The sequence below is a fragment of the Vibrio sp. GJ43-1 genome, assembly GCF_055808835.1.
On the sequence record NZ_CM147884.1, the window covers coordinates 2,244,661 to 2,270,233 of the forward strand.

The 25,573-nt window shown below is 43.7% G+C and carries 21 protein-coding genes and 5 pseudogenes; 8 read left to right on the forward strand and 18 right to left on the reverse strand.

Features of this window, described 5'->3' with window-relative positions:
- Positions 1–23 precede the first annotated feature (23 nt).
- The 7 genes from AC0L66_RS10780 to AC0L66_RS10810 all read right to left on the reverse strand — a co-directional run bounded on the left by AC0L66_RS10780 (position 24) and on the right by AC0L66_RS10810 (position 3,929).
- Complete coding sequence (locus AC0L66_RS10780; protein WP_473567278.1) at positions 24–557, reverse strand: hypothetical protein; 534 nt, start codon at positions 555–557, stop codon at positions 24–26.
- Positions 558–729: 172 nt separating this feature from the next.
- The gene (locus tag AC0L66_RS10785) at positions 730–1,098 is read right to left on the reverse strand and encodes a hypothetical protein (RefSeq protein WP_473567279.1); all 369 of its coding nucleotides are present in this window, start codon (positions 1,096–1,098) and stop codon (positions 730–732) included.
- A gap of 211 nt (positions 1,099–1,309) precedes the next feature.
- Positions 1,310–1,690, reverse strand: coding sequence for a nuclear transport factor 2 family protein (locus AC0L66_RS10790; RefSeq protein ID WP_428755120.1), 381 nt, complete (start codon positions 1,688–1,690; stop codon positions 1,310–1,312).
- 130 nt (positions 1,691–1,820) lie between these two features.
- Positions 1,821–2,207: a tautomerase family protein gene (locus AC0L66_RS10795; RefSeq protein WP_112417450.1), complete on the reverse strand. Its 387-nt coding sequence runs from the start codon at positions 2,205–2,207 to the stop codon at positions 1,821–1,823.
- A gap of 133 nt (positions 2,208–2,340) precedes the next feature.
- On the reverse strand, positions 2,341–2,838 hold the full coding sequence (locus AC0L66_RS10800; protein WP_473567273.1) for a DUF2867 domain-containing protein: 498 nt from the start codon (positions 2,836–2,838) through the stop codon (positions 2,341–2,343).
- Between the two features lie 134 nt (positions 2,839–2,972).
- Positions 2,973–3,299 (reverse strand): hypothetical protein, encoded by a 327-nt coding sequence (locus AC0L66_RS10805; RefSeq protein WP_473567281.1) that lies wholly within the window; start codon positions 3,297–3,299, stop codon positions 2,973–2,975.
- Positions 3,300–3,452: 153 nt separating this feature from the next.
- Complete coding sequence (locus AC0L66_RS10810; protein WP_473567283.1) at positions 3,453–3,929, reverse strand: hypothetical protein; 477 nt, start codon at positions 3,927–3,929, stop codon at positions 3,453–3,455.
- Between the two features lie 239 nt (positions 3,930–4,168).
- Here AC0L66_RS10810 and AC0L66_RS10815 point away from each other — a divergent pair.
- Positions 4,169–5,135: pseudogene (locus AC0L66_RS10815) on the forward strand (integron integrase).
- Positions 5,136–5,202: 67 nt separating this feature from the next.
- On the opposite strand, the gene rplT reads toward AC0L66_RS10815, so the two are convergent.
- From rplT to thrS, 4 genes are all read right to left on the reverse strand, one after another.
- Complete coding sequence (rplT, locus tag AC0L66_RS10820) at positions 5,203–5,556, reverse strand: 50S ribosomal protein L20 (RefSeq protein WP_004401084.1); 354 nt, start codon at positions 5,554–5,556, stop codon at positions 5,203–5,205.
- Between the two features lie 41 nt (positions 5,557–5,597).
- Positions 5,598–5,792, reverse strand: a complete 195-nt coding sequence (gene rpmI, locus AC0L66_RS10825; RefSeq protein ID WP_250618111.1) for a 50S ribosomal protein L35 — start codon at positions 5,790–5,792, stop codon at positions 5,598–5,600.
- A 115-nt stretch (positions 5,793–5,907) separates the two neighbouring features.
- Entirely contained in the window at positions 5,908–6,444 is a 537-nt protein-coding gene (gene infC, locus AC0L66_RS10830) for a translation initiation factor IF-3 (RefSeq protein ID WP_473567288.1), read from the reverse strand.
- Positions 6,445–6,463: 19 nt separating this feature from the next.
- Positions 6,464–8,389, reverse strand: a complete 1,926-nt coding sequence (gene thrS / locus AC0L66_RS10835) for a threonine--tRNA ligase (protein WP_265676645.1) — start codon at positions 8,387–8,389, stop codon at positions 6,464–6,466.
- Between the two features lie 364 nt (positions 8,390–8,753).
- Here thrS and AC0L66_RS10840 point away from each other — a divergent pair, with 364 nt between their 5' ends.
- Positions 8,754–8,957, forward strand: a complete 204-nt coding sequence (locus AC0L66_RS10840) for a hypothetical protein (RefSeq protein ID WP_265676646.1) — start codon at positions 8,754–8,756, stop codon at positions 8,955–8,957.
- A gap of 120 nt (positions 8,958–9,077) precedes the next feature.
- On the opposite strand, the pseudogene fabV reads toward AC0L66_RS10840, so the two are convergent.
- The 5 genes and pseudogenes from fabV to AC0L66_RS10865 form a co-directional block, all read right to left on the reverse strand.
- A pseudogene (fabV, locus tag AC0L66_RS10845) lies at positions 9,078–10,283 on the reverse strand (enoyl-ACP reductase FabV).
- A gap of 216 nt (positions 10,284–10,499) precedes the next feature.
- Positions 10,500–12,781 (reverse strand): annotated as a pseudogene (locus tag AC0L66_RS10850) (acyl-CoA dehydrogenase).
- A gap of 153 nt (positions 12,782–12,934) precedes the next feature.
- The gene (gene psrA, locus AC0L66_RS10855; RefSeq protein WP_265676649.1) at positions 12,935–13,567 is read right to left on the reverse strand and encodes a TetR family transcriptional repressor PsrA; all 633 of its coding nucleotides are present in this window, start codon (positions 13,565–13,567) and stop codon (positions 12,935–12,937) included.
- A gap of 347 nt (positions 13,568–13,914) precedes the next feature.
- The gene (locus AC0L66_RS10860; RefSeq protein WP_265676650.1) at positions 13,915–15,099 is read right to left on the reverse strand and encodes a D-alanyl-D-alanine carboxypeptidase family protein; all 1,185 of its coding nucleotides are present in this window, start codon (positions 15,097–15,099) and stop codon (positions 13,915–13,917) included.
- A 298-nt stretch (positions 15,100–15,397) separates the two neighbouring features.
- Entirely contained in the window at positions 15,398–16,666 is a 1,269-nt protein-coding gene (locus AC0L66_RS10865) for a sensor domain-containing diguanylate cyclase (protein WP_265676651.1), read from the reverse strand.
- A 338-nt stretch (positions 16,667–17,004) separates the two neighbouring features.
- Here AC0L66_RS10865 and AC0L66_RS10870 point away from each other — a divergent pair, with 338 nt between their 5' ends.
- The 6 genes and pseudogenes from AC0L66_RS10870 to AC0L66_RS10895 all read left to right on the forward strand — a co-directional run bounded on the left by AC0L66_RS10870 (position 17,005) and on the right by AC0L66_RS10895 (position 22,287).
- The gene (locus tag AC0L66_RS10870) at positions 17,005–17,397 is read left to right on the forward strand and encodes a hypothetical protein (protein WP_473567292.1); all 393 of its coding nucleotides are present in this window, start codon (positions 17,005–17,007) and stop codon (positions 17,395–17,397) included.
- 420 nt (positions 17,398–17,817) lie between these two features.
- Positions 17,818–18,872, forward strand: a pseudogene (locus AC0L66_RS10875) (ABC transporter substrate-binding protein); the annotation flags it as partial.
- A gap of 6 nt (positions 18,873–18,878) precedes the next feature.
- A complete protein-coding gene (locus tag AC0L66_RS10880) occupies positions 18,879–20,585 on the forward strand; it encodes an ABC transporter permease (RefSeq protein WP_473567294.1) in 1,707 nt (568 codons plus the stop codon).
- A complete protein-coding gene (locus AC0L66_RS10885) occupies positions 20,551–21,201 on the forward strand; it encodes an ATP-binding cassette domain-containing protein (protein ID WP_265676654.1) in 651 nt (216 codons plus the stop codon). Before AC0L66_RS10880 ends, AC0L66_RS10885 begins: the two co-directional genes overlap by 35 nt.
- Positions 21,194–21,850, forward strand: a complete 657-nt coding sequence (locus tag AC0L66_RS10890; protein WP_473567297.1) for a CDP-alcohol phosphatidyltransferase family protein — start codon at positions 21,194–21,196, stop codon at positions 21,848–21,850. The genes AC0L66_RS10885 and AC0L66_RS10890 overlap by 8 nt, the downstream gene beginning before the upstream one ends.
- A gap of 92 nt (positions 21,851–21,942) precedes the next feature.
- Complete coding sequence (locus AC0L66_RS10895) at positions 21,943–22,287, forward strand: YajD family HNH nuclease (RefSeq protein WP_265676656.1); 345 nt, start codon at positions 21,943–21,945, stop codon at positions 22,285–22,287.
- An 82-nt stretch (positions 22,288–22,369) separates the two neighbouring features.
- Here the strand turns inward: AC0L66_RS10895 and gnd are convergent.
- Positions 22,370–23,819 (reverse strand): annotated as a pseudogene (gnd, locus tag AC0L66_RS10900) (decarboxylating NADP(+)-dependent phosphogluconate dehydrogenase).
- A 101-nt stretch (positions 23,820–23,920) separates the two neighbouring features.
- Entirely contained in the window at positions 23,921–25,423 is a 1,503-nt protein-coding gene (zwf, locus tag AC0L66_RS10905; protein WP_265676657.1) for a glucose-6-phosphate dehydrogenase, read from the reverse strand.
- Positions 25,424–25,573: the final 150 nt, after the last annotated feature.

Genomic DNA, 25,573 nt, shown 5'->3' on the forward strand with positions numbered 1-25,573 from the left:
CCGACTTAATTGCTTTGTTAGGCTTACTTCATTGCCTTAAGCAACTCTATTGGAAGCTTTTTATCTAATTCGTCAATGGTGTCATATGTAACAATCCGCTTTGACTTAATGTCGACAGGGAGATCATCTGTAAGTTCGGAAACCATAATCGTTGTCTTGTCCAGTGCATGTGCAATACCAAGCTCATATAGGACGTTAGGGTTGCGTCCCCCTAAGTTAGCCACAATTACTTTTGCTTTTACTATATTCGTTAGAACATGAGAGAATATGTCACCCTTGAAATTTTGCTCATCTCCCCGAATACAGCGAATATCTGAACTATCACAAACCGATTTAATGCTTTCATAGACAGAGTCATATTTACTATGAAATGGTGTTAGTACGAATACAAAATCATCTTCGACTAAATCAGATTCTTTTATACCAGCGGACTTAAGAAAGCCATTTAACTGAAGTTGCTTTCCTGTTTGAGGGTTATTATTGCCGTCAATTTGAAGGTGGAAAGTGTCTTTCCATTTATCCGCATTCTTCTGAGTACGCTCATTAAGTTCGTACACTTGAAGTTCCAAGTTGTGCCTCAAAAGATCTAACTCAACTTTCTTTTTCTCTTCGTCGTAACGAGAATGCCTTTTTGATTGTAAAAGAAAAAGTAAGCTCCCATTGCCAACGACAATAACGCAATAAGCAAACCAAACATTACTAAAAACTGAATCGATGTTAATTCACCCATTACTTAATTACCCCCAAGGTAATAAAACTATAAACACCAAAGGTTATTAGTATATTTATGAACCATAACCCAAACGCTTTTCCGTTTTCTCCACTATCACGGTAGCCTTTACATGGAGTAAACAAAAAGCCCAACTGAATGACTGCTGTTGTAAACAAAATCAAAATCAAACCAGGTTGATTACCTACCCATGTATCATTCAATAAGCTTGCTGAAAGAATGATAGAAAGTGCTGCAAATGTTAAGTCCACAGGCAAGCCAATGCCTATATCTCCAGCAATGTACATTGTCCCCTTTTTGTTTACTATCAGCCCTCTCAGAGCAGCGCTTAGAATTACTAAAAGCGCTGGAATCATTATCGTGCTCACTCAAAACCCCATCATTTTACGATTTGACGTCATTATATAGAAATAGTTGTTTGAAAAATAAGGTTTTCTAGCCGAAATGTACGAGTGTTCGTCATGGAAGCCTAACGCCCTGCTAAGTGGCGCTTACGACCGACTTTCCAAGTGCACTTAACTTCAAACCAAAACCGCCAAGCTTATGGCGTCCACTTGAGTAGTTTGTTAGGTGCGTTGCCTATTCTTCCACAACCTTTACCCACTGGCTTCGCCATTCTTGCGCTTCCATTGGGTCTGGCCAAAACTCTTTTTGCTTACTGATTAGTCCATCTTCAACGGTATGGAAAGTGATAGCACGCGCTTTTTGGACGCTATCTGTAATTGAAACATCAGTCACAACTGTTGCACCATCGCAAACCACCGAGTGTACTTCAAACTCCCAAATACCGTTTGCAGGGTAGAAAGAGTTGATAGAAGTAAAGTTACATCTACCAGTGATGAGCTCACCTGATTGAGGCCAGAAACCTTCAAAATTGGGGCTTAGCCATTCACTTGCTTTGGCAAAATCATTAGTTTTCATTGCATCCCAAAAAGCTAGGACAACTTCCTTTGAATTCATTATTTCCTCTGAGCACCTAACGCCTTGCTAAGTTGCAGCTAACGAACACAACACCCGAGCAAAGCCACGTAATCACTGAACTCAACCAAACCAAAATCGCCGAGCGTTAGCTGTCGACTTGAGCAATTTGTTATACGTTGACCCGATATTTGAGATCCTGCGCCTCATCCCCTGTCATGCCACGAAAACCCCAACAATGTGCTGGTTGCTCTTTGATTGTGATTTCAATGTCCACTGGCGAAATACCTAGCTCAGTTTCAATTCGATTGAAAAGTTCTTTAATTAATGCTTTCTTAGTATCCGGTTTCCTACCTTCCATCATGTTAATCTCGATTACTGTATATGAGTCACTTCTATCGGCAGGAAAATAGAAGTCTTCTTTATCGAGCGGAACAATTCGATGAGCACGCTTACTAGCTGGAAGCGTCAATATATCAGTCATACAAGACTGAATAACATCAGATAACTTTGCCTTAATTGGATTTAGTCTATCTCTAATTCCGTAGATGATTATCATCGTTTCTCCTTAAACGTATAACGCCTTGTTAAGTAGCAGCTAACTACCACCACACTCAAACAAGACCACCGTAATCACTAAACTCAAGTCAAACCAAAATCGCCGACAGTTAGCTGTCTGCTTGAACAATTTGTTATGCCCGCTCTAAACCTTTCAGGGAACTAGGTACTATTATTTTATGAAATGGAGTGACGAAGAACATATAGACCTTACCAAACACGTTATTCACATGAACCACGGTATTGGCGTGAACAATTGCGGTTTTCCCTTCAGGTTCAACAAGAAAAGAAACTCGAACATCAAGATGTTTATCACAGTCTTCTAATACAACTTCGTTCGCAGTTGAACTGACCAGTGTAAAAATACCGACTCGTTCACCTACTACATATTCTGAAGCTAATTTATCTCGGGGGAGATCTTGTAGACCACCCAAGTCTTTTAAACCGAGTTTTGATACAACTGAGTTTCTCATAGACATCAGAAAGGCAATCCAAGTAGGAGTTTGAGCTGCTATTTCTAGAAACACTTCAATAGCAGATTGGTTGTTATATGCTATTTTTTTCGAAAAGCTATCACAGAAATATGAGTTTTTTGAATACTCGCTCAATATTGATTTCTTAGGTATAGACATAAACTCCCCTCCAAAGGGCATAACGCCTTGTTAAGTAGCAGCTAACTACCACTACACCCAAACAAAGCCACCGTAATCACTAAACTCAACCAAACCAAAATCGCCAAACGTTAGCTGTCTGCTTGAACAATTTGTTATGTTTCGTTGCTCAATAACTCAGGCTTTAGCCTCTCTACCTCAGCACTCACTTCTCTATACTTTTGTTGATACTCTGCAGCAGCAACCGCGCAAGCCTCTGTATATCCATCACTGACTTTTGTACTTTTTCCGTCGAGCCAAGCCTTAGACTTCTCATGTTCACGCAGTTCTAGATCTGAGTAATGTTGTTTCAGAGTAAGGAGTGAATTAAGCCGAGATATTTCGTTTGCTTTTTTAGCTTCCGACCAAGTCCAACGTGTATACAAAACCGATATCAAAGCCAACATTAAAGCTAGGATTGAAATGTAATCTGAAATTTCCACGATAGGACTCCTCAATTGACACTAGTGAGAGAAACATAACGCCCGGTTAAGTGGTGAGTGACGCAACACCGAACTAAATTTAAAATCCGTAATCACATGAGCCAAAATTGACACCAAAAGTGCCAAGCGTTACGAATCCACTTGAACCGTTTGTTAGGAGTTTTCAATCTCCGCATCCCACATGTCAGTATCGCCATTAAACCTTTTGTACCAACTCCGTAGTGACATATTAGATACGCTATTGCTTTGTGCGCCCCACATTAGTGCTTCTGATATTTCAGCAAGTTCTGTATGCCTTTCAGTCGCATATGGCAATAATTTTTCAATTAAAAATAGAAGCCTAAAAATGTTTCTATGTTCTTGAGCTTCAAGTTTCTCTTGGGTGAGCAAATACAAAACTTGAGCAGTGAGAACAGGTAAAATTATACTCAAATTCTTCTTTCGCTTAAGCCAAACTCCCTCGACTAAACTAATGCCTATTGCTCTGGCTTGAGCACTTTGATTAAAATAATTGAGAGTCTTTTCTAGCAACTCAGCTTCATTTTTATCTTTAGCTTCCCTGAAGGTAAATACAAATTGAAGAATGGCTAAGAGCCAACCAGCAATTGCAATTAAAATTGTCCAGTTCATATAAGTTACCCGAAACTCCTAACGCTTTATAGACGGACCTATTCCGCACTTTCTCGCACGCTACCGCCTTCTATAATCATAGAATTGGTCTATGTTAGAGTATTATTACTGAAAAATCAGTTAGCTAAGTAGTATTAAACTTGTTGCTCATCACAAAAGCTTGAATTTTTCCGTCTAAGTTCGGATCTTACGCCTAAACTGATAAACTGTATGTATAAACAGTACTTAAGGTAGTGCCGATGAAATCTCCTTTTATGAATTACATTCGTGAATTTATGCGTGCTAGGCATTATTCAGAGCGAACCATTGATGCTTACCTTACCTGGATAGTTCAATACATTGTCTACCATAACAAGAAGCATCCTCGCGATCTTAATAGCAAAGATGTCGAGGACTTTCTTTCATATCTAGTGACGAGTCGAAACCTAGCGGCTCGTAGCCAAGCTGTCGCTCTCAATGCTTTAGTATTCTTATATAAACACATAATTGGAAACCCGATTGAGTTAGATATTCAATTCAAAAAATCACATAAAGGAAAAAAACTGCCTACGGTTCTAACAACGAAGGAAGTCACAAAGCTATTAGAAAACATTCCCGCTAACTATTTGCTACCGACACAACTGATGTATGGCTCTGGACTGCGTTTAATGGAGTGTTTAAGGCTTAGATATCAAGATATTGATTTTGAATATGGTGCACTTAGGATATGGCGAGCTAAAGGTAATAAAAACCGTATTGTTACATTGGCTAAAAGAGCTATTGCAAGCAATCGAACTACAGCAAAAAAATGTCATGAAGCTTTGGCAGCAAGATCTTAAGCAAAAAGAATACTCAGGTGTGTTTTTACCTAATGCATTAGCAACGAAATACCCCAACTCTAACAAAGAACTTAACTGGCAGTATTTATTCCCTTCGCTACGATTGGCCGTTGATCCTGCATCAAAGCGGCTCTATCGTCATCATATTAATGAGACGAGCCTTCAAAAAGTCGTCAAACAAGCGGTAAAAAAGGCGGGTATCAGTAAGTCGGTAAGCTGTCACACTTTGCGACATTCCTTTGCAACTCACCTTCTCGAAAGTGGTGCAGATATTCGCACAGTTCAAGAACAACTTGGCCATACGGATATTAAAACCACCCAGATATATACTCATGTAGTGAATCGTGGCGCTAGTGGAGTAAAAAGCCCACTATCCAACTTACTGTAGGCAATAAAATTTAGGCAATAAAAAAGGAGAGCAAATGCTCTCCTTTATCAAAGATCTAAACTGCTAATTAAAGAGCAGCTTTCGCTTTTTCAACTAGAACTGCAAATGCAGCTTTGTCGAATACAGCGATATCAGCAAGGATCTTACGATCGATCTCGATAGATGCTTTCTTAAGACCGTTGATGAAACGGCTGTAAGATAGACCATTTTGACGAGAAGCCGCGTTGATACGTGCAATCCACAGTTGACGGAATTGACGTTTCTTGTTGCGACGGTCACGGTAAGCGTATTGACCTGCTTTAGTAACAGCTTGGAAAGCTACGCGGTAAACACGTGAACGTGCTCCGTAGTAACCTTTAGCTTGTTTTAGAACTTTCTTATGACGTGCACGAGCTTGTACACCACGTTTTACGCGAGGCATTATGTCTCTCCTAAACTAAACGATTGATAAACTAAAAAGAATTAAGCGTATGGCAACATACGTAGAACTGCAGCAACTTCACATTTAGGAAGAATTGCATTCGGACGTAGTTGACGCTTGTTCTTAGTAGTACGCTTAGTCAGGATGTGACGTTTACCAGCGTGCTTAAATTTGATACCACCAGCTGTTTTCTTAAAACGCTTAGCTGCACCTTTGTTGGATTTCATCTTAGGCATGATGAAGAACTCCGCATTGTTGAGTTAATTAAACAATAGTAATTAGGCGAATAAAACCCTACCGTTTCCTTCTTTAGAAAGGGACGGCAAGGTTATATTACTTGCAAGCCGTAAATTACTTCTTCTTAGGGGCCAACACCATGATCATCTGGCGACCTTCAATTCTCGTTGGGAAAGATTCGACTACTGCAAATTCTTCAGTATCCGCTTTCAAACGATGTAGAACGTCAACACCGATGTCTTGGTGAGCCATTTCGCGGCCACGGAAGCGAATTGTTACCTTCACTTTGTTGCCGTCTTCAAGGAAACCAGTCAGGTTGCGTAGTTTTACCTGATAGTCTCCAATATCAGTTCCAGGACGGAATTTTATTTCCTTAATCTGAACCTGTTTTTGCTTTTTCTTCTGCTCTTTAGCAGCTTTGCTCTTTTCAAAGAGGAACTTACCATAGTCCATCACACGACAAACTGGTGGCTCGGCGTTAGGGCTGATCTCTACGAGATCCATACCAGCTTCTACAGCTGCATCTAGCGCTTCTTGAATCAGAACGACACCAACAGGTTCACCATCTGCACCTGTTAGACGAACTTCACGAATGCCACGAATCTCACCGTTTAAACGGTGCTGGTTTTGTTTGGCTCGGTTGTTGGCCACGTCTTCCGCCTTTAATAGGTTATTCCTCCAGATTGAGCTTACGGCTTGCGATTTCGGCTTGGATGTATGCGATAAAGTCATCCACTTTAAATTTACCTAAATCGTTGCCCTTACGAGTACGTACTGCAATTTCTCCAGCTTCCATTTCTTGGTCGCCACAAACAAGCATATACGGTACACGTTTCAAAGTATGTTCGCGGATTTTAAAGCCAATCTTCTCATTTCTCAAGTCCGCTTTGGCTCTAATTCCACTTTTTTGCAGTTTTTTCGTAATTTCTTGAACATATTCAGACTGTTTGTCAGTAATTCCCATAACAACAGCTTGCTCTGGAGCTAACCATGTTGGGAAGAAGCCTGCATATTCTTCAATTAGAATACCAATAAAGCGCTCTAGTGAACCTAAAATCGCGCGGTGAATCATAACTGGCGTGTGACGCTCGTTATCTTCGCCTACGTAAGTTGCCCCTAAACGCTCTGGTAGTGCAAAATCGAGCTGCACTGTACCACATTGCCAAGCTCGGTCCAAACAATCATGCAAAGTAAATTCAATTTTAGGTCCATAAAATGCACCCTCGCCTTCTTGAATCTCGTATGCGATGTCCATAGATTTAAGCGCAAGCTCTAAATCCGACTCTGCACGGTCCCACATTTCATCAGAACCAACACGTTTTTCAGGACGCGTAGATAGCTTAACAACGATATTGTCAAAACCAAACGTCTGGTATGTATCGTAGACCATTTCAATACAAGATTTCACTTCTTGCTGAACTTGCTGCTCGGTACAGAATACGTGTGCATCATCTTGTGTAAAGCCACGAACACGCATAATGCCGTGCAAGGCACCAGACGGCTCATTACGGTGACAAGAGCCAAACTCAGCCATACGCAACGGTAAATCACGGTACGACTTAAGACCTTGGTTAAAGATCTGGACGTGACCAGGACAGTTCATTGGTTTGATAGCGTATTCACGGTTCTCTGAAGAGGTCGTAAACATCGCTTCTGCATATTTGTCCCAGTGGCCAGAACGCTCCCAAAGTACGCGGTCCATCATCAATGGGCCTTTTACTTCTTGGTAATCGTATTCTGTTAGCTTCTCACGAACAAAGACTTCAAGATCACGGAAGATAGACCAACCATTGTGGTGCCAGAACACCATACCCGGTGCTTCTTGCTGCATGTGGAACAAGTCCAGATGTTTACCAATTTTACGGTGGTCACGCTTCGCTGCTTCTTCTAGGCGTGTTAGATGCGCCTTCAGTGCTTTCTTGTCGTGGAATGCCGTACCATAGATACGTTGCAACATCTTGTTGTCGCTGTTACCACGCCAGTATGCGCCTGCTACGTTCAGCAGTTTAAAGTGCTGGCAGAAGCTCATGTTTGGCACATGTGGACCACGACACATGTCGATGTATTCTTCGTGATGGTATAAACCTGGACGATCATCTTTAGAGACGTTTTCATCCAAGATTTCAATTTTGTAAGTTTCGCCGCGGCTTTCAAATGCGTCGCGCGCTTCTTGCCAGCTTACTTTTTTCTTAACCACTTGATATTTGGTTTTAGCAAGCTCTTTCATGCGCTTTTCGATCTTCTCTATATCATCTTGTGTTAGAGATTCTTCTAGATCGATATCGTAATAAAAGCCATTGTCGATCGTAGGACCAATCGCCATTTTTACGTCTGGGTACAATTGCTTAATCGCATGTCCCAATAAGTGAGCACAAGAGTGACGAACGATCTCTAGACCGTCTTCATCTTTTGCCGTGATGATTTCTAGGCTTGCATCATTTTCGATGAGATCACAAGCATCTACACGTTCGCCATCTACACGGCCAGCAATGGTTGCTTTCGCTAAACCAGGACCGATAGAAAGGGCAACATCTAGAGTAGAAACAGGGGCATCAAATGAACGCTGACTGCCGTCAGGAAGAGTAATTACAGGCATGTATAATCCTATTACAGTGGTCTTGCACACCAAGCAAGACTTGCATTAATGATTAACAACCTTACGCAGGGTAAGACTGTCACTATTTATAGAGAGAGTTGCGGTATTGAGTGCAAATACAGATGCACGCTTTAGCGCAGTGCGACATTGTAACTAATGAGTGTTAAATAACAATCGAATTCTATCTCTCGTCACATTTTTACTGTCCGGCGTCTTCATATGACGAGTCAATGACATAATAATGAAGATTGAATTACCAACCAGTTTTCCTATTATTAGTAGTGTAAGCGTTTTAATAGTGTGAGCGTTAAACGTCTTTGGCAACGCCTTACCCATTCAAGTAAACGGCATTTAGGTGAACAGTATGGATACTTTAGATTATTACGTCAGACTCAATAAAAACGGCCACGCCAATGTCTATCGCGATGGACACCTTCTACTAGGAAGTGAAGTGATTGAAATTGATAACATGCACGATGAAAACAACCATTTCAACTCAGAAGCAACGGCGATTATTCAACTGGCGAACGGACAGCGACTCGATGATATTAAGGTGCACGGCGAATAAGGTGAATGCTGAATAAGGTACATAGCGAATAAGGTACATAGTGAATAAGGTACATAGTGAATAAAAAAAGAAGGAAGCACTAGGCTTCCTTCTTCGGTTTTATACTCGCCAATTCACTATTTATAGGTCGATAACGTCAAACTCTACAAGTGGAGAGATATCCGCTTCATAGTCTACGCCTTCCACACCAAAGCCAAATAGCTTCAAGAACTCTTCTTTGTACTCAACGTAATCCGTTAGCTCTTTCAAGTTTTCAGAAGTAATCTGTGGCCATAGTGCCTCACAGTGCTTCTGAATGTCTTCGCGCAGTTCCCAGTCATCAAGGCGCAGACGGTTTTTGTCGTCTACTTCAGGTGCTGTGCCGTCTTCTTTATATAGACGCTGTGAGAACATACGGTGGATCTGTTCCATACAACCTTCATGAATACCTTCTTCGCGCATCTTCTTAAAGACCATCGCGATATATAATGGCATAACAGGGATTGCTGAACTTGCTTGAGTCACAACAGATTTAAGCACAGCAACGTTTGCACTGCCGCCCTTTTCTGCAAGCTTAGCGTTTAGCTCAGACGCAGCACGGTCTAAGTCCATTTTCGCTTTACCCAATGCGCCTTCCCAGTAGATTGGCCACGTTAGCTCTGTACCAATGTATGAGTAAGCGACAGTCTTACAGCCATCGAGCCAAGACACCAGCATCAGACAGTGCGTTAACCCACAATTCCCAATCCTCGCCACCCATAACGGTAACGGTATCTTTGATCTCTTCTTCTGTTGCAGGCTCAACGCTTGCTTCAATAATCGTGTCAGAGTTAGTGTCAACCGCGGTAGACGTGTACGTCTCGCCAATTGGTTTTAGCGATGAACGAATTAGCTCACCGCGTATCCGGTAACTTACGCACTGGCGATGCTAGTGAGTAAACCACCATATCAATTTGACCAAGGTCTTCTTTAATCAGATCGATAACTTTTTGTTTTGCTTCGTGAGAGAAGGCATCACCGTTAATGCTTTTTGCATACAGGCCTTCTTCTTTCGCCAACTTTTCAAATGCTGCCGAGTTGTAGTAACCCGCAGTACTCTGGCTTGCGCTCAGTCGCTGGCTTTTCGAAAAATACGCCGATTGTTGACGCACCACCACCAAATGCCGCAGCGATACGAGAAGAAAGGCCGTAACCACTAGAAGAACCAACGACAAGTACACGCTTTGGTGCATTAGCGATTGGGCCTTGCGCTTTGGTATAAGCAATTTGTTCTTTTACGTTAGCTTCACAACCTACTGGGTGAGTAGTAGTACAGATAAATCCACGAATTCGGGGTTTGATGATCATATTCAGTTCCTCAAAAAATCCTTGTTAGGATAAAAGGTTCAAAGACAAATCGCATCTTATTTCTGTCAAAACCCCTTAATTTCTAAGTGGTTGGAGCACTTTCAGAGCAAAAGACTCTTTTATTGAGATCAAAAGAAGAGCGCATAAGCGCCCTTCTTTGATTTACTGGTTACGTTTCTCGCACCGAGCGGAGTTATCCTCGGCAGGATTCAGTGATTAGGCCACACTATTTAACTTAGGCTTATTTTCACTGTGTGTTCTAACCTCTCTCAAATCATGGCTAAAGTGATCCACCTGAATCGCTTTATAACGCAATGCGTCCGCTGCGTTGATTTTGTCGACTTCTTCTTGTGTCAACACACCCGCTTCCAGAGCTTGAGCCAAGCGCTCGTTGAGCAAACCTTTTTTCGCTACCTTGCCCTCTTTTACACCTTTGAATAGTTTCTTCTCCAGATCTTGAATGTCGAACATCGCAATGAAAGCGCTCTCCATTAAGCCGATTTTGTCATCTTCTTTAGGTCCGATGTAACAAAGCTGAGTTAATCGATCACGCTGCGCACCCGGAATCATCATCGCTTTGGCGATATTCAGACCAATATCATCCGACGGTTTTTCAAAGTGATTACCAATTGGGAATAACAATCCTTTTAAAGTACGTCCTGCCCAACGTGCCGGGAAGTTGCGATACGCTTCATTCAAAGACGTCGCGGCATGATGCATACAGTGCTGAACCGCATAGTGGACAAAGTCTAGATCCGCACGCTGACGACCATCATCTTCATACTTTTTCAACGCCGCAGAAGCCATGAACAAATACGCCAATCCATCACCTAAACGCGCTGAGATCGTCTCTTTTCGTTTTAGGTCACCACCAAGCGTTAGCATGGCAAAATCCGCACTTACCGCTAAGGCTTTGCTAAGCCTTGTCAGATCTTTATAGTAGCGCTTCGTTGGGCCACTCATGTACGCCCCAACAAAAGCGGAGCCTGTTAACGCCGCACCAAATGCGCCAAAGGTATTTTTCGTCGCGTGGCCAATGTGCTTGAATAGTAACTTATCAAAGTCCGCCGACCCCTGCTTTTCATCTGGGTTTGCTGCCGCTTCCATCTCTTTTAACACGTAAGGATGACAACGTGTGGCACCTTGACCAAAGATCATTAAGTTACGGGTTAAAATGTTCGCCCCTTCCACCGTAATGGCTACTGGGATCCCAAGATAACTGGAGGCTAAATAGTTCATAGGGCCATCTTGAATCGCTCGCCCTGCATGAATATCCATGGAGTCATTTAGAATGGTACGCGCCATCTCCGTCATGTGGTATTTCGCAATCGCAGTGACAATGCCTGGCTTTTCACCCATATCAAGCGAAGTTGTGGTCATGGTACGCGTGGCTTCAAGCAGGTACGTCAAACCGCCAATACGGCCCATGGCCTCTGCCACCCCTTCAAACTTACCAATCGACATGCCAAATTGCTTACGCACATAGGCATACGCCCCGGTCGTTCGTGTTGTGAGGTGACCAATTGCCGTGCCCAATGCTGGCAATGAAATACCACGCCCTGCTGACAAACATTCCACCAGCATACGCCATCCACGACCTGCGTAATCAGCGCCGCCAATCAGCCAATCCATAGGAATAAATACATCGTTACCACGTGTTGGACCATTCATAAAGGCAAGATGAATAGGATCATGGCGCTCACCAATTTCCACCCCTTTATGGTTTGCTGGAATCAATGCACAGGTAATACCTAAATCTTCTTTCTCACCCATCAGTTGGTCAGGATCATGAAGTTTAAAGGCTAAGCCTAATACCGTCGCAACAGGGGCAAGGGTGATGTAGCGCTTGTTCCAGTTAAGGCGGATACCAAGTACTTCTTTACCTTCATGCTCGCCATAACACACAATACCTTTATCTGGGATACCACCCGCATCGGAGCCAGCTTCTGGGCCCGTCAATGCGAAACACGGAATATCCGTTCCGTCTGCAAGACGTGGTAGCCAGTAGTCTTTTTGCTCTTGTGTTCCGTAATGGGACAATAGCTCACCGGGGCCCAACGAGTTAGGAACCATTACCGACACAGCCGCACTAATGCTTCGCGTTGCAATTTTGGTCACTATCGTTGAGTTCGCTAATGAAGAAAATTCACGACCGCCATATTCTTTGGAAATAATCAGTGAGAAGAAACGTTCTTTGCGTAAAAAGTCCCACACGTCTTTCGGAAGATCACGATCTTCCGTGACAATTTTATAGTCATCAAGCATCGCCAGTAGCGTTTCAAGCTCGTTGTCCATAAACGACTGCTCTTCCGCCGTTAGAGAAGGCTTGGGGTATTGATGTAGTGTTTTAAAGTTAGGCGTTCCAGAGAACAGCTCACCATCCCACCAAACACTGCCCGCTTCCATGGCCTCACGCTCTGTTGCGGATAGTGGTGGCAGTACTTTTTAAACATTTTAAACGCTGGGTCACTTACCCATTTTCTTCTTAGAGAGCTCATGTTACCTATCCTTTTGTTCACAATTTGTCTTGTTTTTAAAATAATTATTTAGGGTACAAACTTTGAGGTACAGCCCTTTCAACCATGGTTGAAAAGGGAAACACGTAAACAATTGTCGAGTTCAAAATAAAAAACTCAAGTTAACCATCTTGGCTATTCAGCAGCGACACCTGCAGCCAAGTACGGAATAATTTGATCGATGATCACTTCGGCATCGACATTTCTTTCAAATGAACTGTATGCTATTTCTGAAAGGGCTTGACTTGAAGCCATAGTAAAAACACACGTTCCTAGGGTGAAATGCAACCGCCAAAACAGCGTTTCGGGGGTTAACTGAGTATTCGCCTTTAACACCGATTGAGTAAACATTGCCAAGGTTTCGGTGTAACGCGTGGTAATAAACCAGCGTAAATGCCCTTGAACATCGGTATAGCCACGACCCACTAACAACATGAAGCGACTGGCGCCATTCGGCTTTACTTGATTCAAACTCAACAACGGCTGCTTCAGTGCAACAAACACTTCTTCCATCGTGTACGTGTCGCGATCATTAAGCTCATACAACGCTTTTTCTACTGCTGGCATAAAGGCTTCTAGATAACGATTCAATACCGCTCTTACTAACGTTTTTTTATCACCGAAATGATAGTTGACCGATGCCAAGTTCACATTCGCTTTGCTGGTAATCGTACGCAGGGATGTGTCGTTAAAGCCCTGTTCGGCAAACAATACCTCGGCTACATCTAAGATTTTGTCTTTGGTGGTTATCTTTGCCATTTCAATCATCCGTATAAAACATATGTTTGAATATACCCCTGCAACAGCAATATAACAAGTGATTAACATCAAAGAATTCAAAACTGGTTAGACCAGCGGTAAAAAAGGTCACGGAACATCAAACGGTTACAAAAAGAAATTTGTTTGATTTTTTTGAAAGGAAAAGGGAACTAACGCAAAAGAGGGGGTCTATTATTATGCAGTCAGTAATGAACCGATGAACACATTTCCACTGATTTTTCATTACTGGCGGCAATGCTGCTTTTTTCTTATAAACTCCTATATTTGTATGTGCCCAAACCACACTTGGTTTGGGCTTTTTTTTGGTTCCAGATTTTTATTTTACGGTGAAATTGTTAGCCCTCCCACAATGATTTAGTATCTGAAAACAACGACTTAAACCAAAGCACCACCGTATCAATGAGACGTGTAAAAAACGAACCTTGCTCAATACTCGACTTCGCTACGAGCGGCTCCGTCATGATCTCTTCAACGCCCACTCGCCACGTCACACTGCCAACAATATCGCCTTGTTTTACTGGTGCGATAAGCGGCGCATAGATCTCCACTTCTTTCGACAGCTCTCTGCCTTTCCCTCGCACATACGTGGCGTAGACATCTTGTTCAAAGCCGACCGAGAGATTCTTGCCCTCGCCTTTCCAGATTCGGACCGAGCGCTCATCACTATCGGCTACCGCCAACTGGTCGGTTTCATAGAAGCGGAAACCGTAATTAAGCAACTGTCTGGACGCCTCTACTCGCGTTTGTTTACTTGGCGTCCCCATCACAACAGAAATCAATCGCATCTGCCCTTCTGTCGCAGAGCTAACCAAACTGTAACCAGCCTCTGATGTATACCCCGTTTTCCCGCCGTCCACATTGAGTGAGTTGTCCCACAATAAACGGTTTCGGTTATATTGCTTAATATCCGCCCAAACAAAGCGTTTTTCCGAGTACAGCTCGTAAACCTCTGGTACGTCTTCAATGATACGTTGCATCAAGATGGCCATATTTTGTGGCGTAGTATGAATCCCTTCACCATCAAGTCCGTGGGCGTTGATAAACTCTGTACTGCTCATTCCCAGCGACAGTGCCCATTGATTCATTAATGCGACAAAACCACTCTCTGTGCCCGCTACGTGTTCAGCTAACGCAACAGCGGCGTCGTTACCAGATTGTATGATCAGTCCTCGCATCAAATCTGCTACTGTGACGTTGTCACCAGGCTTAATGAACATTTTGGACGAATCTGGGAATTTTACCGACCACGCATTTTCACTCACGGCGACTTTACTGTCCCAAGATGTTCGCCCTGATTCAATTTCTTTGCCCACGACGTAAGCCGTCATCAGTTTTGTCAGGCTTGCAGGTGCTAACGCTCCATCTTGATTCTTACCCACTAAAATTGCGCCAGATTGGTAGTCCATCAGCACATAGCCTTTCGCATTTAATGTTGGTGGGTTTGGTGTCACCAACGCATAAGCGGTAGCAGACGAACACAAAGTCATAGATGCTAATAGCAGTGACAATGATTTATTCATCTCACTTACTCCTTAAATTATGGTTGCTCCACTGGTTTTCGATAGAGGAAATGCGGCATCGCTTGATGTTATAAAGTCATCGAGTTCTGAATGGAGCAGATAAATGAGTCCCCTCTCATCAAATTAGTTGAAAATCAGTTATTTCACATGGTTTTTTTGTAAGATTTATTACGACGTCAAGTGTTGGAAAAATGCGAAGAGACAAAGTAGCAGGGTTTAGGTCGGCGCTAGAGAAAATGGCGTGCTTTCGTGGAATGAAATCACCCAAAGGAAACATTTTAAGCTAGGTGCAACGATCTTATTGGCAATCTAAGTACGCAATCGCCGAGCCAGCCTGCTTTTTAGCTAAATACATGGCTCTGTCCGCTATCGCAATCGCATCTGTTGTGCACCACTGCGACTCTTTACACAGCGTCACACCAATACTTAAGCTCACATCAATCTCTTTACCGTCACTGGTCTTAAAGCGGTGAGAAAAAACTTGTAACAAATGTTCAGCGATACTTCGAGCATGGGGCTGGTTTTTAATTCCTTTCATCACAACAAGAAATTCATCGCCTCCTAGCCTCGCGATAATGTCTGACTGACGAGTAAAATCATTAATTCGTCGCGCCAATTCTATTAGGATTTCGTCGCCCGTCGTATGACCATATTGATCATTGATAAATTTGAAATTATCGACATCCAAATAAAGAAAGGCTATCGATTGAGTAAAGCTTTCGCTATCGTTGATGAGGGTTTGCAAACGGCGATCAAGTAATCGACGGTTAGGTAAGTTAGTTAATGGATCTAGGTTCTGCTCTTCGATAACTTTCATCTCTCGGGCTTTGCGCTCCGAGATATCCCTAACCACCGCCAATAAGTAACAAGACCCATTATGCTCTACCATATTGACACTTGCTTCTACAGGTAGCTCGGTACCATCTTTTCTTCTATGCGTCGCTTCAATATATTTGTTGCGCTCTACCTTCATGCTAGATACATGATCTTTCCATGACAAAGAGGGAGTAAACAACGGATTAATGTCTGGCACGCTTAAACGCAGCATTTCAGCCTTAGAGTAACCTAAGCGCTGATAGGCGAGCTCATTACAGTTGAGAATTTGTCCTGAGGCGGGGTCCACCACATAAATGGCATCGTTTGACTTGAGTACCAGTTGCTCCAATAGCAGCTCGCCAGCCTGAGACTGACGTTCGATTGATAGATCACGAATTTGAGCGATAAACTGCGTCACCAAACCATCCTCATCGCGCTGGGCTACAATACAAAGCAACGCATAAATAATATGCCCTTGCTTATGTTGGTAACGTTTTTTAATCTCTACCGCTTCATTAGGATGCTGGTCGAGTTTTCTACGAATAACCTTATTAAGCTCTCTATCATCTGGATGAGTAATCACGACGTGATCAGACATAATTTCAGTTCGGGTATAACCCAATAGACTCAGCAGCGCTTGATTAACATAGTCAAGCTTACCTGACGAGTCGGTGATGATCGTCGGTACTGACGTTACATCAAATAGTTTCAATATTGCACTATTCAAATTGAGTGTACTCTTATCAATCACTTCCTTATCACCTCTTACGGCATCCGTTCCGCATCTATCGGCTTAAACTTACATGGCTCAAACTGACTGACATTTAATGCTCTCGTGCTCATCACATTTTAATGTTTGACTAACTGTCCTGTTGGTTAACTGCCGACGTAAAAGATATCGACATAAATAAACCGTAATCTTCTATATTGAAGCGTGTATTTCATAAAATTCGAATCATTGGCTTGCCATTATTTACAAATTACTCAAAATTGAGACAGATCAAACTCCTGTTTGATTACTCATTTCGAGGCATATATTCCACGTTCCTTATGCAATAGCATCGCGCCTCTCCTATTCTTGGGCTCGCTATGCACACTCAAACAGACCACAAAATCAATATTGTTAATCAGCAACTTAACAATAAAGCCAATCATAACGCGGCCACCAGTACGCTTATTTCTTGCAAGCCCAGCATTTGTCGTAAGCCCAACTTAACCGAGGCGACTAAAACGCTCATTACTCAAGTAAAAGCTGAACTGCCGCTATACGATGAGTCCACATTCAAATGTGGCCCTGATAACTCATGCATAGGCTGTCCCAAAAAACTATTGGAATTGGTTGAAACGGAAGTGAGTTATTGGGAGTCAGCACTAGATCGCGGCATCACACCTAATTTTGAAGAACTGCGTCGTTTTGGAAAACTGTGCCACAGCGTCAGACGCGGTCTCATGCGTAATGGACTGGTTAAAAATAACAATTAGCCTAACCATTAAAATGCCGTGAAATGATCACGGCATTATAGTCTACCCAATCTCATCTCCCACCGTACAAACGTGCTTTCACTCATCTCTGCTATAAATAAACAATATCATTGAAATTTATTCCAATTTTGTCCGGTCGAGTGTCATAAGCTTCATGATTTTTAAGAATTTTGCGTGTGTGTTGATCTGAAAGCAAACTCACTATTGATTCTGACACACTAACCTTTAGTATCTTTTAGTAACAATTCGGCATGGTTTGCCACCCTATTCACAATGGATGATAAAATGAATAAAAAGACATTCAGCAGTTTTGCATTGAGCACTATCCTCGGTCTTGCGCCTTTTCAACTCTACGCACAAGATACCAATACATCGCAAAGCAATTCCTCCGATATCAGCTGGAGCGCGGTAGTAAAAGAAGCGAAGGGACAGACAGTCTACTTCCATGCATGGGGGGAGCCAAGAAATCAACCGCTATTTGCAATGGGCTGGGCAACAAATCCAACAGCAATATGGTGTCACATTTAATCATGTTAAAGTCACGGATATCGCTGAAACCAGTGCGCGATTATTAGCCGAGAAAGCCGCAGGGAAGAATAAAAACGGCAGTGTTGATATGGTGTGGATCAATGGCGAGAACTTTAAGTCCATGAAAGAAAATGCACTTCTTCATGGTCCATTTGTCACATCACTACCAAGTTGGCAATATGTCGATAAATCATTACCTATCGATATTGATTTTTCAGTACCAACCGACGGACTTGAAGCACCTTGGGGAGTGGGTCAACTGGTTTATATCCATGATACAGCGACGCTCAACAATCCACCAACTTCATACTCAGAAATGCTCAACTACGCACAAGCGTATCCCGGCAAACTCAGCTACCCTAAACCACCAGAGTTCCATGGCACCAGCTTCTTAAAATCATTACTGATTGAGTTAACTGAAAATGATCCGTCTTTAGCAAAACCTGTTGCGGAGGCGGACTTTGCTCGGCGTCACTCAACCACTATGGGCGTATCTCGACGCATTTCATAAGGTCGCTTGGCGTGGCGGCAAACAATTCCCGGCAGGTACCGCTGAAACGCTACAGTTGCTTGATGATGGGCAGCTTGATTTAGCGATTACGTTTAACCCCAATGCGGTTTTTTCTGCTCAAGAAAGCGGCACATTAAGCGAAACCACCGCCGTCTACGCTTTCGATAATGGTGCACTATCTAACATTCACTTTCTTGCAATTCCATGGAATGCAAAGGCACAAGCAGGCGCACAGGTTGCCATCAACTTCCTACTCAGCCCAGAAGCACAGTCTCGCAAGGGTGACATTACCGTATGGGGCGACCCTTCAGTGCTAGAAACGCAGTATTTACAAGGCTCCGCTGCCAAAAGTCAGCAATTCAAGTCGGTAGCAGAACCGCATCCAAGTTGGCAAGCCGCTCTCGAACAAGAGTGGCTAAAGCGTTATGGTAGCTAGTTCACGATGCTAAGACTGTTGTACGGCCTATTAGTCGTTGTCTGCATACTACCAACCATACCCGGATTGCTGGGTGTGGTGGTGGCATCACTTGGCTACATTCCACCATTGAACCTGCATGCATTTTCTTTGGATGGATTTAGCCAAGTATTCGTCTGGCAAGGCGTTGAAACGTCGCTATTGCTGACCTTATTCACGACACTCGTCAGCAGCTACCTTGCCTGCGCGTTGACCTTTTTTATCTTAGAGTCCTGCTGGAATCGTCCAATCTGGAACAAAATCGAACTGGCACTGTCTCCGCTGCTTGCTATGCCGCATGTGGCTTTCGCCATCGGGTTCGCGTTTTTATTTGCGCCAACTGGATTTGGTATTCGCATGCTCATCGAGTTTTTCGACATCAACCTACATTCCGACGCCGAGGCTCGCGCTTGGCTTATTAAAGACCCATATGGTGCGGGTCTAACGCTCATGCTGGCCTTAAAAGAAGTGCCTTTTCTACTCCTAATGAGTATCCCTATTGTTAAACAGCTTAAAGTTCAGGAAACGATAAAAGTCGCGTCGGCGTTAGGCTATCGTCATCATGCGACATGGTGGAAGGTCATCATGCCTCAATGGTTTAACAAAATGCGTTTCCCCATACTTGCCGTCATCGCATACAGCTTATCCGTCGTTGATGCGGCGTTAGTACTTGGTCCAACTAACCCACCGACCTTTGCCGTACTGGTTTGGCAGTGGTTCAATGACCCCGATCTACAGCTGTTGCCTCGCGCTTCAGCAGGCGCCGTCATGTTATTTATGATGGCGTCACTTTTCATCCTGCTAGCCAGACTAATCGAACACGCAATCTGCAGCTATGCAAAGCAATGGCAATATTCTGGGCGCAAGGCGCCTCGCCTCCCCGGCAGAGCGATTATTCTAGCCATCATCACGCTTTCGCTTACCATTGTTCCGCTTATAATCACTTGGAGCTTTGCCCTGCGGTGGCGCTTTCCTGATATTTTACCAAGCCGTTTTACCTTACGATTTTGGCAATATGAATGGCACGGTGTACTCGACGTTTTGTCGCAAAGTTTATCCATCGCTTTGGTCTCTGCCACTCTTGCCCTTTTCTTTGCAGTGATTGGCCATGAATATCGACTCCGTTATCGATGGCAAATCCCGGGATATGTCATTGCCATCCCTATGCTGATTCCACAGTTAAGCATTTTGTTCGGATTACAAATTATGACGCTGGTTGTCAGCGATGGCAGTTACGCATTCTGGGTCTGTTGGTCTCATGTGTTTTTTGCTTTTCCCTTTGTGTATCTTTCATTAGATGGCCCCTGGCGCAGTTACAATGAAAAATTAACTCAAGTGTCACTAAGCCTTGGCAAGGGCCCTGTTTACACCTGGATGCACGTAAAACTGCCACAGTTACTGCCTGCCATCATCTTTGCTTGGGCAGTTGGAATGAGTGTCAGTTTAGCTCAATACCTGCCAACACTGGTTCTCGGGGCGGGGCGCATTTCTACCGTCACCACCGAAGCGGTTGCGCTGTCGAGCGGTTTTGACCGCCGTGTCACCGCCATTTATGCGCTTTTCCAAGCCCTGCTTCCACTACTCTTTTTTACTCTGGCCATACTGGTCAGTCGGTTAAATACTCGTTATCGAAAGGTTCGAGTAAAAGGATTACGACTCAATGACGCTTTCTCTAGAAAACCTCACCATCTGTAAGAGTGATGGCGAGGTGCTGTTTTCTAATTGCAACATCTCGATTCAACCGGGAGAAATTGTGACCTTAATGGGCCCGAGTGGTTGTGGGAAATCAACGCTGCTCGATGCTGTCGCTGGGCACCTAAGTGCTGAATTCACATACACTGGACGCGTTATTCTAAACGATCAGGCTATGGATGCTCTCGCTCCCCATGAAAGGCGTGTCGGCATATTATTTCAAGATGATCTGCTATTCCCTCACCTTAATGTTTGGGAAAACTTGGCATTTGCACTTCCCAATGCAATAAAAGGCAAAGACCGCAAAAAAGAGGCATTAAGCGCGCTTAATGCCATAACGCTGACACAACTTGCCCACCATTACCCTGAACAGTTATCAGGCGGACAACGTGCACGAATCAGCTTAACAAGAATGTTGCTTGCAAAGCCAAAAGTCGCGCTACTTGACGAGCCTTTTAGTAAACTTGATAAGGCGTTACGCAGCCAATTTCGAGACTGGGTGGTCACGCAATTACATGACGCCAATATTCCCGCGTTAATGGTTACTCACGACAAGGACGACATTCCATTAAATAGCCGAGTCTATACTTGGCCATGGGAGGCTCACACACATGCTTGATAGACTCAGTATTAAGGTTATACGCTGGCCGTTGTCAAAATGCGCCGACGCACTCAATCATTTCGATATCACGGCAAATCAGATCACCCTGTTCGGCTTTGCTCTCGGCTGTCTAGCCTTCCCCGCCTTGGCATTGGAACAGTATACTGTCGCACTGATGTTCATCTTACTCAATCGGATCTGTGACGGGTTGGACGGCGCACTCGCACGTATTCAAGGTATCTCGGATGCGGGTGGTTTTCTCGATATTAGCCTCGATTTTTTGTTTTATTCTCTCATCCCTTTCGGATTTGTTGTTGCCAACCCTGAAAGCAATGCCATCGCTGGCGCGTTTCTTATTTTCTCTTTTATCGGTACTGGTTCAAGCTTTTTGGCGTTTGCTGTAATGGCAGGAAAACAGGGCATAGAAAACCCAGTTTATCAGCACAAATCCTTATACTATATGAGTGGACTAACCGAAGGCACTGAAACCATTGCTTGCTTCGTGCTGTTTTGTTTATTCCCGCAACATTTTGCCATTATTGCTTATGTTTTCGGCTGCGCTTGCTGGTTTACCACATTCACTCGTATTTACTCCGGATTTCACACGCTTAAAGACCCAAAGAGCCAAGTCCCTGAGAATAAAAAAACTAAGAATAATCAGCAATAATGAGATGGGGCTAACGGTGACATCGCCTCAACCCTGCATTAATATGATAAAATTAACGTTAGTATTTACATTGAAAAAACGAAGGATTTACTATGTCTTCTGATTACACGGGTTCTAGCTCGGCGTATGCACGCCAAGAAAGCGGCTACCGCGAAAAAGCATTAAAGCTCTACCCATGGGTATGTGGTAACTGCGCTCGTGAGTTTGTTTATTCAAACCTTCGTGAACTTACGGTTCACCATAAAGATCACGACCATACGAACAATCCCAACGACGGCAGCAACTGGGAACTCTTGTGTCTGTATTGCCACGATCATGAGCACTCAAAGTACACCGACCACGATCGTTACGGCAGTGAAGTCAAACCGGGTCAAGATGAGCATGAAGGTGCCACTCATAACCCGTTCGCTGATTTAGCGAAAATGATGAAAAAGTAAGGTAGATACCATACTAAAAAACGAATAGTAGATAATAAAAAAGGATACCAGTCGGTATCCTTTTTTTACTTAGAGAGGCTTGTTAAACGTCGTATGTCGTTGACGCTGTATCGCCACCAGTACTCGATCCAGTTTGTGTGGAAGAACTCACCACGTGGACGGTCTGTGCGCTCGTAAGTGTGAGCACCGAAGTAGTCACGTTGAGCTTGCAGAAGGTTCGCTGGAAGACGAGCGGTTGTGTAACCGTCTAGGAACGAAAGTGCAGAGATAGTACATGGCATTGGGATACCAGACTCTAGTGACTTCGCAGAAACCTTACGCCACGCTGCTAGGCTGCTTTGTAGGATGTTCTTGAAGTACTCATCAGAACCTAGGAAGGCGATGTCTGGGTTTGCTTCGTACGCATCACGGATGTTGCCTAGGAAAGCAGAACGGATGATACAACCGCCACGCCACATTAGCGCAACGTTACCGTAGTTTAGATCCCAACCATTTTCGTTCGACGCTTCACGCATTAGCATGAAACCTTGAGCGTAAGAAATAATTTTAGAAGCCAGTAGTGCTTGGCGTAGTGCATCAACCCACTCTTGCTTGTCGCCTTCAACTGGAGTGATTGTCTTCTCAAACAATGCTTCAGCTTCAACACGTTGGTCTTTCAGTGCAGATAGACAACGAGAGAATACAGACTCAGAGATTAGTGTTAGAGGAATACCTAGATCTAGTGCGTTAATACCCGTCCACTTACCAGTACCTTTTTGGCCAGCCGTGTCGAGGATCTTCTCAACTAAAGCTTCGCCGTCTTCATCTTTGTAGCCAAGGATGTCAGCTGTGATTTCAACTAGGTAGCTGTCTAGCTCAGTCTTGTTCCAGTCAGCGAATACTGCTTGCATCTCGTCAGAAGACATACCTAGGCCATCTTTCATGAACTGGTACGCTTCCGTGATAAGCTGCATGTCACCGTATTCGATGCCGTTGTGTACCATCTTAACGAAGTGGCCTGCACCGTCGTTACCAACCCAGTCACAACAAGGCTCACCAGCGTCAGTTTTTGCAGAGATACCTTGGAAGATTGGCTTAACCGCTTCCCAAGCTTCAGCCGCACCACCTGGCATGATTGAAGGACCAAAACGTGCACCTTCTTCACCACCAGATACACCAGTACCGATAAAGTGAATACCTTTCTCACGACAATGCGCGACACGGCGGTTGGTATCTGGGTAGTTAGTGTTACCACCATCAATGATGATGTCACCCTTGTCTAGAAGCGGGATTAGGTTTTCGATAAACGTATCTACAACGTCACCAGCACGGACCATAAGCATCACTTTACGTGGCGCTTCTAGCTTCTCAACTAGCTCTTCTAGAGAGTAAGCACCAACAATGTTCGTCCCTTTCGCAGGACCTTGTAAAAATTCATCAACTTTGGCAGCAGTACGGTTATGCGCCACAACTTTAAAGCCGTGATCGTTCATGTTTAGGATAAGGTTCTGACCCATTACGGCCAAACCAATAACACCAATATCACCTTTCATCATTCTCTCCATCAATTCGGCAACTTAACTTGCTGCGATTAAGTTTTATTTAACTTCATACAACCAAAGCAAACGGCTCTGATCGTTAATTTTATTTAAGTTTACAGCTCACAATAGTCTGTGTCTGTGAGGTTTTTACATGGGAAGCGCCAAGCTCGGCCGTCGTCATGCAATAACTTGTCGCACTCTTTTGGTCCCCAAGTGCCACATGCATAGCCATACAACGCTTGCGGTCCCTGCTTATAATCTAAGATTGGCTGAACAAACTCCCAGCATGCTTCTACGGCATCGCTGCGGGCAAATAGCGTGGCATCACCATTCAGCGCATCCAACAATAAGCGTTCGTATGCGGTTAGCATCTGAGTCTCTTGCAATGAAGCGTAGTGGAAATTCATCTTCACTTCTTTGGCGTTAAACCCAGCACCGGGCTCTTTCAAGCCAAAACTCATTTGAATGCCTTCATCTGGCTGAATACGAATAATGAGCTTGTTCTCAGGTGCATTTTTGCCAAAAACAGGATGTGGTGTTTGTTTGAAGTGAATCACGACTTCAGTCACACGTGTAGGCAAACGCTTACCAGACCGAACGTAAAATGGCACACCATTCCAACGCCAGTTGTCGATAAACATTTTAAGGCCCACGTACGTTTCCGTTCTTGAATCGTCCGCGACGCCATGTTCGTCTCGGTAACTCGGTAGAAACTGTCCGCGTACATTGGACTCGGTATACTGCCCTAGTACGAGGTTGTCGCGTAAGTCATCATCAGATAACGGACGAAGACACTGCAGCACTTTTACTACTTCATTACGAATAGCATCGGCATTGATTTGCGCTGGCGACTCCATGCCCACCATTGCTAAAACTTGCAACAAGTGGTTTTGGAACATGTCACGAACTGCGCCAGAACCGTCGTAGTAACCACCACGTTCTTCTACACCAAGGAACTCAGCGCCAGTGATTTCGACATAATCCACATACTGATGGTTCCAAAGTGGTTCAAACATCGCATTCGAGAAACGCAAAACCAGCAGGTTTTGAACCGTTTCTTTACCTAAGTAGTGGTCGATACGGTAGATTTGATGCTCTTGGAAATGCTCATGAATCTCTTTATCTAATTTACGAGCAGAAGCAAGATCGTAGCCAAATGGTTTTTCGATAATAAGACGCTTCCAGCCATCCGCTTCACTGTTAAGACCGTGAGCCGCTAGACTTGCAGGAATAATGCTGTAAAGGCTTGGCGGTGTCGCCAAATAGAAAAGCGTATTACGTTGTTCAAAACCATACTGGTTGGCAACGTCATCAAGACGGGTTGCCAGTTTTGCGTAATCTTGAGTATCCGATGTATCAATCGCTTGATAATGAAGGTGGTTGCAGAATGCTTCTAGCGTTTCCGGTTCCGTTTTCTCCATTTCTTGCAATGACTTTTTAAGCTTTTCTCTATAAGACTCGTCACTGTATTTTGTGCGGCTTACACCAAGAATAGCGAATGATTTTGGCAGCTGTTTGCTGGCAAACAAATGGTAAAGTGCAGGGATCAACTTACGGTAAGTCAGATCACCTGAAGCACCAAAAATAACGATGCTGCTGTTTTCAGGGATTACCATCTTTTTTCCTTAGACAATGGGGGCAATTGTTTAGCGGACGCAATGTTAACAGCGTGCTAGACAAAAAGAAAATAACTTTTACCTATCCAAATAATAGGCAAATTCACTCAATTTATGACATCTGACCACTAGACCGCAAACGTTTCACTC